The sequence below is a fragment of the Gemmatimonadaceae bacterium genome (assembly GCA_016720905.1).
Taxonomy (GTDB): domain Bacteria; phylum Gemmatimonadota; class Gemmatimonadetes; order Gemmatimonadales; family Gemmatimonadaceae; genus Gemmatimonas.
In genome coordinates this window covers 38632-50543 of the sequence record JADKJT010000029.1, presented here as the reverse complement: position 1 = coordinate 50543, position 11912 = coordinate 38632, and the positions used below count along the sequence as shown (strand labels likewise).

Here is an 11912-nt window from a genome sequence, read left to right as displayed (position 1 = left end):
ATAGACACCACCGGACACGTCCGTTGGCATCCACTTCTAGCGCCTCACTGAGGTTCTTTGTCCTATCAGCTGTCGCATAACATTCAGGTTGCCCCGAACGCCATACGGCATCTGTAGTACCCACGATCACTTCCCAATTCCGTTGTCAAATAGCGAAGAACCACCCCAAGGAGTGGTTCAACAATCGAATCGAGATCGAGGATATGCAAAGCGGGCGACAAATCCGGGACTTTCGAACCGCACCCCGAAGGGCCGTTCTACTCGTCGCTCCGGAAAGGAGGTGATCCAGCCGCAGGTTCCCCTACGGCTACCTTGTTACGACTTCGCCCCAGTCACTGCGCTCGCCTTAGGCGGCTTGGCCCCTTGCGGGTTCCGACACCGACTTTGGGCGCTCACAGCTTCCATGGCGTGACGGGCGGTGTGTACAAGGCCCGGGAACGTATTCACCGTGGCGTAGCTGATCCACGATTACTAGCGATTCCAGCTTCATGCCGTCGAGTTGCAGACGACAATCCGAACTGAGGCAGGCTTTGGGGATTGGCTCCAGGTTGCCCTTTCGCAGCCCTCTGTACCTGCCATTGTAGCACGTGTGTAGCCCCAGACGTAAGGACCATGATGACTTGACGTCGTCCCCACCTTCCTCCGGTTTGGCACCGGCAGTCCCCCTAGAGTCCCCGGCATTATCCGCTGGTAACTAAGGGCAAGGGTTGCGCTCGTTGCGGGACTTAACCCAACATCTCACGACACGAGCTGACGACAGCCATGCAGCACCTGTGCATGAGCTCCGAAGAGGGGCCCCTGTTTCCAGAGGCTTTCTCATACATGTCAAGTCTGGGTAAGGTTCTTCGCGTTGCGTCGAATTAAACCACATGCTCCACCGCTTGTGCGGGCCCCCGTCAATTCCTTTGAGTTTCAACCTTGCGGTCGTACTCCCCAGGCGGGGCACTTAATGCGTTAGCGCCGGCACTCGGGGGGTCGCTCCCCCAAGCACCTAGTGCCCATCGTTTACGGCGTGGACTACCAGGGTATCTAATCCTGTTTGCTCCCCACGCTGTCGCGCCTCAGCGTCAGCAACTGCCCAGCAGGCCGCCTTCGCCACCGGTGTTCTTCCGGATCTCTACGCATTCCACCGCTACACCCGGAATTCCACCTGCCTCTACAGTGCTCAAGTCCACCAGTTCGCACGGCAGACCTGGGGTTGAGCCCCAGGCTTTCACCGCACGCTTAACAGACCGCCTACGCGCCCTTTACGCCCAGTGATTCCGGACAACGCTCGCACCCTCCGTATTACCGCGGCTGCTGGCACGGAGTTAGCCGGTGCTTCCTCACCCGGTACCGTCAGACTGGTCGAAACCAGTTGTTCGTCCCGGGCAACAGGGGTTTACACACCGAAATGCTTCATCCCCCACGCGGCGTCGCTGCGTCAGCCTTTCGGCCATTGCGCAATATTCCCCACTGCTGCCTCCCGTAGGAGTCTGGGCCGTATCTCAGTCCCAGTGTGGCTGGCCATCCTCTCAGACCAGCTACCCGTCAATGCCTTGGTAGGCCGTTACCCCACCAACTAGCTGATAGGCCGCGAGCTCCTCTAGATGCCAAAAATGTTTCCTCACCAGGTGATGCCACCCGGGGAGCGTATGCGGTATTACCCGGCCGTTGGGCCGGCTATCCCCCACATCTAGGCAGATTGCTCACGTGTTACGCACCCGTTCGCCGGTTACCCTTGCGGGCCCCCTTGACTTGCATGTGTTAAGCACGCCGCCAGCGTTCGTCCTGAGCCAGGATCAAACTCTCCAATGGATTGTTCGAAAGGCTCTTCAACGCGACTCCCGAAAGAGTCAAGCGCCGAATCACATAATTACATCATCAGATATTCTTTCTCGCTGCAACCCTGATGGAGCCGCAGGTCATAGAAACCGCCTCGCATATCCTTCGATCTCGACTTCGATTGTCAAAAAGCGTTGCTGCTGCCCTTCTAAAGACCTCGCAACCGCTTGCGGCTGCGCGACTTAGCTTCTTATGTTTTGCCGCCGTTTGACCGGCAGACTTACTATTTAACCTGCTGTCTCCGCCGAGTCAAGGCCTCGTCACGACTTCCTGTGAAGTTCGTGAAAGCACCTCATCCGGTCTGCAGCTCGCTCGCAATCATCGTTGCGGGGCTACCCGTCCGGCGAAGGGGTGGCGAAGTTATCCGGCGCGCCCCATCCGCGCAAGACCCCTTTCCACCACACATCGCGATAGCCTCACCGCGACGCGCTTACTCCAGGATCCCGATTCCTCCCCACTCACCGCGATCCCCTCGGCCCCTCGATAGCGGCCGGTAGTGCACCCTGATGGACTTGAACCATCAACCTACTGATTAAGAGTCAGCTGCTCTACCATTGAGCTAAGGGTGCTAACTAAGTACCAAGTACCAAGTACCAAGTACCAAGTACCAAGTACCAAGTACCAAGTACCAAGTACCAAGTACCAAGTACCAAGTACCAAGTACCAAGTACCAAGTACTGTCGTACGCGCCAGGAGGGACTCGAACCCCCGACCCGCAGCTTAGAAGGCTGCCGCTCTATCCACCTGAGCTACTGGCGCCTACCTCCGCCGCTGGCCCTTCCCAACGGGAAGCCCCACGGTCACCTGCTTCACCTGCCCTACACGAGCTCATCGGGGCGGCCGGATTCGAACCGGCGACCTCCTGCTCCCAAAGCAGGCGCGATACCGGGCTACGCTACGCCCCGCTGGTCGCCGACGGCGTACCAGTCCCGCAACTGCGTCCCACTACAGCCGCGTATTGTATCGCCGACGGCCCCGTGGGTCAACCGCCATCAAGGGCCAGTCACAGGAATTCCGCGCGCAATGCACGCGCCTGCATCTCCTGCACCAGCAGCGCGAATGCCCGGCCACGATGACTGACCGCTGACTTCGCTTGCGTCGTCGCCTCAGCAAACGTCGCTCCAAGGTCATCCGAGAGAAAGTACGGATCGTACCCGAATCCACCCGCGCCCCGACGCGCGCGCAATCACGCCGTCTGTCGATCCGCGCACCACCAACTCCCCGCCCGACCACACGCATGCCGCCGCACACACAAAGCGCGCGCGACGACTGGGACGGCCCGCGCGCTCCGCCGCCGACAACATCTGTAGCAGGTACTCGTTGTTCGCATCATCAAGCGCCGCGCCCTCGAGATCGCAACGGGCCGCCCAGCGTTTGCTGCGCACCCCCGGCGCTCCATCGAGCGCCTCCACCTCGAGACCGGAATCATCGGCCACCACGACACGACCGCCACTCCGCCGATGAAACCACCGCGCCTTGGCCAGCGCATTCGCCTCGAACGTATCACCACTTTCCACTGCGTCCTCATCATCCGTCTCAGCCAGTTCCGCGTCCTCCAGTGTCTCCGCATCGAGGCCGACCGCCGCCAGCAACGGCACCAACTCGCGCCGCTTGCCGACATTGCGCGTGGCCAGCAGGACCGTCGGACGATCGCTCACCATCACCGCACCGCGTCAAGAACGAAGCGTTGTGCCGCATCGAGCGACGTGATGCCGCGCACCGCGATGTCGAGTAACGCATTCAGTTCGTCGCGATCGAACGTGCCGTTCTCGCCAGTCCCCTGCACCTCCACGAAACGTCCTTCACTGCTCATCACGACGTTCATGTCCACATCAGCGCGCACGTCCTCCTCATAGTCGAGGTCAAGGCGCGGCGCGCCGTCAATGACTCCGACGCTGACGGCCGCCACGCGCCGCTTCACCGGCGATGCGGCGACCCGACCCGACGCGACCATCCAGTCGAACGCATCGATCACGGCCACGCAGGCCCCGGTAATGGCCGCTGTGCGCGTGCCGCCGTCCGCTTCGAGCACGTCGCAATCAATCTTCACGGTGAATTCGCCGAAACGGAAATCATCCAGCATGGCGCGGACGCTGCGGCCGATGAGTCGTTGAATCTCCTGCGTGCGCCTCCCACTTGTTGTCGCTCGCGATTCGTTCGCGTGCGCGTGGCGCGCGGCAGCATCGCATACTCGGCCGTCATCCATCCTTCGCCGCGACCACGGCGCCACCCGGGCACACCATCCTCCACCGAGGCGGCGCACAGCACGCGCGTGCCACCGAAACTCACCAGGCAGGAGCCCTCGGCGTTGTGCACGGCGCCGCGCTCGAGTGACACCGGCCGCATGGCATCGGCCGCACGGCCCGCTCGGGGTTGCACGACGAGCGGAATATTGGGAACGTCAGCCACGCAGTCTCTCGATGATGGAAGTGGTGGATTGTCCTTCGGTGAGCGGAATAACCACGACCCGTCCGCCGCGCGCCATCACGTGTGCCGCGCCCACGATGGTGTCGGGCGCATAGTCGCCGCCTTTGACGATGACGTCGGGATCAAGTGCGGCGACGAGTTCCCGAGGCGTGTCCTCGTCGAAGACCACCACCGCATCGACCATTTCCAACGCGGCCAGCACGTACGCGCGCGCGGCGGTGGCACGCACGGGACGCGTGGGCCCCTTGAGGCGACGCACGGAGGCGTCGCTGTTGATGCCGACGATGAGCGCGGCCCCCTCACGCCGTGCGCCATACAGCACATCCACGTGACCGGGATGCAACAGATCGAATACGCCATTGGTAAAGACCACCGGGCCCTCTACCAGCAAACGCCATTCGCGCGCGGTGGCCCAGTCCATCACCTTCGTCGCTGGCGCGCGGGGTTGCCCGGACGTCACCATTGCGACTGCATGCCTTCGACCACTTGCGTGACCAAGGTCTCGATGGCGCTGCGCCGCCCGGTCGCTTCACCGCCCTCCGGATACTGGCCCTCGCTGGACACCCCCTTCCGCGTGTACAGCGAACGCCCGGTGGTCTGGTCGAGAATCTCGATATCGATCACGAGCTGCAGCCGCCGACGCGTCGAGGTTGTTTGCCGAGGATCGGCGCTGACGCCCGCCGGCAGATCAACTTCGTACCGCACGATGGTGCCCTTCACCACGATATCGGCCTTGTCTTCCCGCGCCTCGCGCAGACTCAGGCGATCGCGCATCCCCTTGCGCACCTCGTCCAGCAGTTCGCGCTGCACATCGGACGATGCCGTTTGATTGTCGAATGGCTGCACGGCCACCGACCGCAAATTGCGCGGCAATCCACCGCCGCCGGAAAATCCGTAGAGGCAACCGGACACCAACAGCGGGGTCACCAGCAACAGGCGACGCAGACTACGGACGGCGCCAGATGGCGTCATCGAATCCCTCGACGGTAAGCGTATCGTTGACCGCAATGCGGAGGCTGCGATGCGCCCGCTCATGAACATATCGCAGTTCCCACAGCCCCGTGGGTCCCTTCTGCCGCGTCACCCATTCGAGGATCTTGCCGCCCTCGATGCGGTCCACCCGCACCAGCTCCTTGCCGGCGAAGGTGGTGCGCCACGCGCGACCGTCGGCTTTCGAGGCGTCGCCACCGCGCAGGATCCCGAGATCGGCGCGCAGCGAGTCGCCGTCAACCCGCACGATCGTGTCGCGGGTGCCGGCTACAGCGAGTCGACCCAACGTGGCCCAGAGCAATGGCACCGGCGGCAGAAAACGACGCACAAGGTCGATGCCGGGAACGGTCAGTGAATCGCCCACAAGAATGGCATACCCGCCCGCCATGCCATTGCGCAGGAAGAAATCGAGTCGTGCACGATCCGGCGACATGACCCGCACAACGCCTTCGCCGTTCGCGTCGAACGTTTCATCCTTGTAGCTCCAGGTGAATCGTAGCTGCTGCGGCTTCTCCGGCAACGCCGTCGGCGGCAGCGCGGATGCCGACGGCGTGCCTCGGAGTGGACGCACGGTTGGCGCGCAGGCGAGCATGCCCGTTGTCAGCGCCAGTGGCAGCGCATACGCCCGCGCATATGCCAGCGCGCGCCAGGTCTCCCGCGATGATCCGAACGGCACAACCACGCGTGGGGTCATCGCACCTCGATGCGCTGCATGCGATCGCCCTGCACAATGCGATCGAGCACCTCGAAGCCGTCGACGATACGACCAAACACCGTGTAGCCGCCGTCGAGATGCGGCTGTGACGAGTGGCACAGGTAGTACTGACTCCCGCCGGTGTCCGGGCCCGAGGTCGCCAGCCCCAGTGCTCCCCGATCATGACGCCGTCGAGAGTAGCTCTCGCGCAGCGCGAAGCCCGGGCCGCCACTGCCGTCACCACGCCCGTCGCCGTCCTGTGCGACGAAATTGGGCACCACACGGTGGAACATCGTGTTGCGGTAGTATCCGCTTGACGCGAGCCGCAGGAAGGCCTCAACCACGAGCGGCGCATCGGCGCCGAACAGTTCGAGCGTGATGTCACCCCGCTCGGTGTGGATCACCGCGCGTGGCTGACGCGCACCGGGAACAAGCCATTGCCGCACCAGGCGCTCGTAGTCGCCAATCGGACGGGACGCGACGGCGGGCTCGGCGCGGGCCCACGTTGCCATCGGCGTCACGCCGGACACCACGCGTCGTTCTGCCGTCGATCCCGCTCCCGAAAATGCCGACAGCCGCTGTCGCTGCGCCGCATCGATGCGGAGGCTATCACGACCCCACACAACGGCGATCACCCGCAGCGCGGCCACGCGGGCATCGCTGTCGGGGTCGTTCACGGCGCGCGAGTGCGCCGTGAACGCCAGATCCAGATCGTCGATGCGTGCGCGACGCGCCAGCACGCCGAGCGCCGCCGCCCGGACTTGCATGTCGGCGTCGGCGAGCGCCGTCACGATCAGCCCGCGGACCGCGCTGTCGCCGCCGGTGGCCGGAATGACGGCCAGTGCGCTCGCGCGCACCCGCGCGTCAGCATCTCGCGCAAATTCCCGGGCAAGCGCGAGGCGATCGGCTTTCTCATCCGCCGCACGCGCATCAAGCGCCGCCGCACGCCGACGCCAATCGGGATGCCGTGTCCACTCGGCTTCATTTGTTGCCAGCGCGGTCACTCCGGCCGCGCGCGCGCCCGACAGCACCTGCTGTCGGACGCGGTATGTGGTATCGCGATTCCACGCGCGACGCCAAGCGGCGGTATCCCGCAGGAAGACGGCCGAAACTCCCTCTGACGCAGCCACTCGAACATTCGCGTCCGCATCGCCCATGGCGCGCTCCACTTCGCGTGCAGACGCGGGGCCATACGACGCGACGCTACGGACGGCGTTCATGCGGACCCGGGCACTGGGATCCGCAAGCAGCGTCGTGAGCGCACCGCGCGCCAGCACCGCCAGGGAGTCCCCCGCTGCCGTCTTCGCGAGTCCGCGCGCCACATGTTGCCGCGTCTCGTCATCGGCGGCAGCGCGAACCGCGACCAGCGCCCGCACGCCAGCCGCCAGTCGCTGGCGCCCGATCACATACGCGGCAGCGCGCACCGATTCCGTCGCGCCATCGGCAAGCCACGGCACAATCGTGGCGACCGGAACAGGGCGGAGCTTCACGGTCGCCAGCACCAGCGCCGCACGCACGGCCGCCCCCCGCTGCGCGGCGGTGCTGGTCGACAACGGTTTCGAGACACCCTCGCCCAAGGCGATGGTGACCACCGCCCGCGCGGGCTCACCGATTTCCCCCAGCGCCCACGCGGCCTCGCGCGCCACGGCCTCAGGTGCACCCGCGACGGCCCGAGCGAGCGCGGAGACCCCTCCCGTGTCCCTGGCGATGCCGAGTGCATAAGCGGCATTGGCAGCGACCAGCGTATCCGCGTCAACCAAGAGGCGCCGCACGCTTTCGTAGCGACTCCGGAGTTTGAGCTGACCCACCGCGAGCACACCGCGGGCGCGACGTGCCCCGTCCACGTCACGCAGCGCCGCATCGACCACCGTGGTATCACCAACACGGGTGTCCAGCGTCTGCAGCAATCGCGCGTCCAGCGCGGTCCCCTGATCCGCAGCCGGTCGGCCGACGACGCCACGTGACGAACACGCCGCGAAAATCCACGCCGTCAACAGGACGACCGACGCGACTCGGCGCCGTGCATAGACCTCGTGTAGTCGCCCCGTCATGCCGTCACTCCGGTCAGGTCAGTCGTGAGGACCGCTTCAAGCATGCGGCGCATTGTTGCCGGCAACGCCACCAGCCGTCCGCTCGCATCGAGCGACACAAGTCCCGTGGTACCGGACACCAGCAGCGCATCGGTGTCGGCCCGAACAATGCGATAGGAAAACGTCAGCGCCCGAGAGCGCGCGTCCGTCAATCGGGTGTACACGCGTATGGGGTCATCATAGCGAGCGGAAGCATGAAAGCGCAGCGCGGCGTCCGAGACCGCCAGCAGCACCCCGTCACGCTCCAGTTGGGCGTACGTCGTCCCGAGGGCGCGGATGAAGTCCGTGCGACCGATTTCACACCAGATCAGATAGTTGGCGTGATACACCACACCCATCTGATCGGTCTCCGCATAACGCACGCGGAACTCGGATACGGATTCCAGAGGCATGGTGGAAGATGTCGGACCTACCGGGTCCACTCAAGGCACGCGGGGGAGTTTGTCGCCCGAAGCGCCACACGTTAGACTGCCGACGTGCTTCCCACTCCGTGCTACGTGATCGGCGACGCCCACCTTGGCGTCGCCACGCCCGAGGCCGAACGCGCGCTGCTGGACTTCCTGCGAGCGCTGCCGGCCAGGGCCCGTTCGCTCGTCATCATGGGCGATCTCTTCGACTTCTGGTTCGCATGGCGCGAGGCCATGCCTCGTCGCGGATTCCGGGTACTGGCGGCCATTGCCGATCTGCGTGATGCCGGCGTGGAGGTCCTCTGGATTGGCGGCAATCACGACTGTTGGGGTGGGGATGCCCTGATGGCCGAGACCGGTGTGCACTACACCCTCGAACCGTGGCGTGATCAGATTGGCGAATGGCCCGTGCTGCTGGCCCACGGGGACGGGTTGCGTCTCAAGGAAGATGCGCCCTATCGCCGACTTCGCACCGTGCTGCGCCATCCGTTGTCGATCAGGGCATTTGGCTGGCTTCATCCAGACTTCGCGACACGGGTCGCTGTGTCGTCGTCGGATACCAGTCGTCATCGGCGCGCCGGTGACGAAGGGCGCGGACTGCTGGCGATCGCGACCCCTTCGCTCGAATCCGTGGATGGACCGCAACTCGTGATTCACGGCCATTCGCACGTCCCGACACTGCAACCGGTTGGACGCGGCTGGTACGCCAATGCCGGCGCCTGGTATCTGGACCGCCAATTCCTGCGAATCGACGACCGTTCAATCACGCGCGCGGTCTGGACCGGTTCAGGGGAAGGAGACGTGCTCAACGTGGGCCATCGTGTCGTCGAGAAACCGTCGTCCGAGCGCGAGGAATCGGTCCGCGGCGTCTGATGCCACAAACCGAACCTGTGGTTCAGCAGGCGCCCGGTTCAGCAGTCGTGCAGAGGCGAGGACCCGATGGATTTCCAGCGCAGTTTCCTCGGCGCTGTCAATGAGTCGGACGCCAGGTCCGACCGCCTCAGCGATGACGGGTGCCAGCAGCGGATAGTGGGTGCACCCCAGCACCAGCGTGTCAATGTGCGAGTCGGCCAGCGGGGCCAAATACTCGCGCACAATCAGCCGCGTCGCCGGATGATCCATCCATCCTTCTTCCACCAGCGGAACGAACAACGGGCAGGCCCTGCCGACCACGACCATGGCCGGCGCGATGGCACGGATGGCCTGCTCGTACGCACCCGAGTTGATGGTGCCGGTCGTGCCGATCACACCGATCGGTCCACCCCTCGTGGCCGACACCGCGGCGCGCGCACCCGGAGCGACGACACCGATCACCGGCACTGTCATGACCGATTGCAGATGCGTCAAGGCATGCGCCGTGGCCGTGTTGCACGCGACCACAATCGCCTTCACACCCTCACCGGACAGCCATTGCGCGATTTGCGTCGCATACTGGCGCACGGTGTCAGGGCTCTTGGGTCCATAGGGCACGCGCGCGGTGTCACCCACGTAAATGAGCGACTCATGCGGGAGGCGCGCGCGCAAGGCGCGCACTACCGTCAGCCCACCAAGGCCGGAGTCAAATACTCCGATGGGGGCATCGGCACCCGTTATGTCCACGGTACCGCTGATCGCGACCTCACCAATGCAGCGTCGCGATGACGGTGGCGCCACCGGCGCGCGGTATCGCCGACAGCGACACGGGCACGTCCCATAGTTGTGCCGCGACGAACGCGTCCGCGCCAGCAAACAGATGGTTGAAGGCAACGACGGCCAGCCAATCCTCGACATGCAACTGTCGTGTCTTCTCAAGATCGGCCGAGTAGCGATTCGTGAAGATCCCGGATTTCGTAAGCGTTTCACCCGTTACGGTGAAATCGGAGGGGAGGGTGTCAACGCGATACCGGCGCACCTCGCGAAGATCAGAGGAACTGCGGCGCACCATCGCAATCGCGGCCAGTTCTACGCTGGCAAACAGTGCACCCGACGTCCCGCGATCGAGCCGCGATTGCCCGAACCCCGGCAGCATGAACGAGTACAGGAATGCGCGGCGCGGGGTGAGGGGTGGTGACAGCCGTGTTACGCCACGCGGCGCCGGACGGGCCGCGGCGCGCGGCTTGGGGGGGGCGACGGTGGTGTCGCCGGCCCCTTGTGCGCGGGCTGGAGCACTGGCCACGGCGCCACACAGGCTTACCAGAGCCAGTCGCGTCAGAAAGGTCCGCATGCGACGCACATACCCCGCGTGGCGTGAAAAGGCGCGCCCCCCCCTCCTGGTCACGGAATTGACGCGACGGCTTCGATCTCGACGCGCACATCCCGCGGCAGTCCGAACACGGCGACGGTCGAACGGGCAGGCCGGGCGTCACCGAGCACCCGTGCGTACACCGCATTGACCGCCGTGAAGTCGGCCATGTCGCGAAGGAACACCGTCGTCTTCACCACGTGCGCCCATCCGGTGCCGGCGGCTTCGAGCACGGCCGTCAAATTCGAGAGTACTTGCTCGGTCTGTGCCGCCACGTCGCCCGGCACCACTTCCATCGTCTGGGGATCGAGGGCGATCTGCCCGGCCGTGAAGAGGAATCCGTTGGCCCGTACCGCCTGTGCGTAGGGGCCGATCGCCTTGGGCGCGTGGTCGGTGTGAATGGTCTGAACGGACATGGAATCAGCGTGGGGAGTCGGAGTCGAGAAGGGGGACCGTCGCGAGCACGGGGAGACCGAACAACTGGCGCGTGTTCTCAACCGTCTGCGCGCCAAGCCGTGTCGGTTCAGTGTCGCGCACGGCCGCAATCCGAGCAAGGGTCATCGCGACATAGGCCGACTCGTTCCGCTTCCCGCGATACGGAACCGGCGCCAAATATGGCGCGTCGGACTCGATAAGCAGGCGGTCGTCGGGTACGAGCCGCAACTCGGCATCACCTGTCCACGACTTGAAGGTGACGATGCCGCTGAATGAGATGTACCATCCGGCGGCGAGTGCGTCTTCGGCCAGCGCCCGGGTTCCCGTGAAGCAGTGCAGTACGCCGCACACACCTGCCGAGTGGGCGTCGCGCAACACCGCGCGCGTGTCCTCTTCGGCCTCGCGCGTGTGCAGCACCAACGGACGTGAGAGTTCGGCCGCCAGCGCGATCTGCCCAGCCAACACCAGTCGCTGCTGCGTTGGCGTGACATGATCGTAGTGGTAGTCGAGTCCGCACTCCCCCACCGCCACGGCCCCCGCGCTGACCGCGGCCCGGATTGCCGCGTTGTCCCTGGCAGCGTCATAGGTGTTGGCGTCGTAGGGATGCACCCCACAGGTGTGAAACACGAAGTCGGGGAACCGCGCGGCGATGGCCTGCGCGCGCAGGGCGGCGGCCGGCGACTCCCCGATACACACGAGGGCCCGCGCACCAGCAGCGCGGGCCCGGTCGATCACTGCCGACGCATCGTCAGCGAACGCGACGTCCGCCAAGTGCACGTGACTATCGACGAACGCCGTCATGACGACGCGCGCGGAACGTGGCC

The 11912-nt window shown here is 64.9% G+C and carries 9 protein-coding genes, 3 tRNA genes, 1 rRNA gene and 2 pseudogenes; 1 reads left to right on the top strand and 14 read right to left on the bottom strand.

Annotated elements, in window-relative coordinates; all coding sequences use genetic code 11:
* Nucleotides 1-273: 273 nt before the first annotated feature.
* The 11 genes and pseudogenes from IPP90_16840 to IPP90_16790 form a co-directional block, all read right to left on the bottom strand.
* A 16S ribosomal RNA gene (locus IPP90_16840) occupies nt 274-1797 on the bottom strand.
* A gap of 524 nt (nt 1798-2321) precedes the next feature.
* Nucleotides 2322-2393: transfer RNA gene (locus IPP90_16835), tRNA-Lys, on the bottom strand.
* Between the two features lie 116 nt (nt 2394-2509).
* Nucleotides 2510-2583 (bottom strand) — tRNA-Arg (locus tag IPP90_16830).
* Nucleotides 2584-2655: 72 nt separating this feature from the next.
* Nucleotides 2656-2729: transfer RNA gene (locus IPP90_16825), tRNA-Pro, on the bottom strand.
* Nucleotides 2730-2827: 98 nt separating this feature from the next.
* Nucleotides 2828-3485: pseudogene (locus IPP90_16820) on the bottom strand (non-canonical purine NTP pyrophosphatase).
* A pseudogene (rph, locus tag IPP90_16815) lies at nt 3485-4170 on the bottom strand (ribonuclease PH). Before rph ends, IPP90_16820 begins: the two co-directional pseudogenes overlap by 1 nt.
* A 55-nt stretch (nt 4171-4225) precedes the next feature.
* On the bottom strand, nt 4226-4714 hold the full coding sequence (rfaE2, locus tag IPP90_16810; protein MBL0172348.1) for a D-glycero-beta-D-manno-heptose 1-phosphate adenylyltransferase: 489 nt from the start codon (nt 4712-4714) through the stop codon (nt 4226-4228).
* Complete coding sequence (locus IPP90_16805) at nt 4708-5223, bottom strand: hypothetical protein (protein MBL0172347.1); 516 nt, start codon at nt 5221-5223, stop codon at nt 4708-4710. Before IPP90_16805 ends, rfaE2 begins: the two co-directional genes overlap by 7 nt.
* The gene (locus IPP90_16800) at nt 5198-5935 is read right to left on the bottom strand and encodes a hypothetical protein (GenBank protein MBL0172346.1); all 738 of its coding nucleotides are present in this window, start codon (nt 5933-5935) and stop codon (nt 5198-5200) included. Before IPP90_16800 ends, IPP90_16805 begins: the two co-directional genes overlap by 26 nt.
* Nucleotides 5932-6447 (bottom strand): peptidylprolyl isomerase, encoded by a 516-nt coding sequence (locus IPP90_16795; protein MBL0172345.1) that lies wholly within the window; start codon nt 6445-6447, stop codon nt 5932-5934. The genes IPP90_16800 and IPP90_16795 overlap by 4 nt, the downstream gene beginning before the upstream one ends.
* A gap of 1535 nt (nt 6448-7982) precedes the next feature.
* A complete protein-coding gene (locus IPP90_16790) occupies nt 7983-8417 on the bottom strand; it encodes an acyl-CoA thioesterase (protein MBL0172344.1) in 435 nt (144 codons plus the stop codon).
* A gap of 84 nt (nt 8418-8501) precedes the next feature.
* On the opposite strand from IPP90_16790, the gene IPP90_16785 reads away from it, so the two are divergent.
* Complete coding sequence (locus tag IPP90_16785) at nt 8502-9305, top strand: UDP-2,3-diacylglucosamine diphosphatase (GenBank protein MBL0172343.1); 804 nt, start codon at nt 8502-8504, stop codon at nt 9303-9305.
* On the opposite strand, the gene IPP90_16780 is transcribed toward IPP90_16785, so the two are convergent.
* From IPP90_16780 to IPP90_16770, 3 genes are all read right to left on the bottom strand, one after another.
* The gene (locus IPP90_16780; protein ID MBL0172342.1) at nt 9219-10202 is read right to left on the bottom strand and encodes a glutamate racemase; all 984 of its coding nucleotides are present in this window, start codon (nt 10200-10202) and stop codon (nt 9219-9221) included. The genes IPP90_16785 and IPP90_16780 overlap by 87 nt on opposite strands.
* Before the next feature lie 483 nt (nt 10203-10685).
* Nucleotides 10686-11069 carry a RidA family protein gene (locus IPP90_16775; protein MBL0172341.1) on the bottom strand — a complete coding sequence of 128 codons (384 nt, stop codon included), beginning with the start codon at nt 11067-11069 and terminating at the stop codon, nt 10686-10688.
* Nucleotides 11070-11073: 4 nt separating this feature from the next.
* Nucleotides 11074-11889, bottom strand: coding sequence for a TatD family hydrolase (locus IPP90_16770; protein MBL0172340.1), 816 nt, complete (start codon nt 11887-11889; stop codon nt 11074-11076).
* Nucleotides 11890-11912 lie beyond the last annotated feature (23 nt).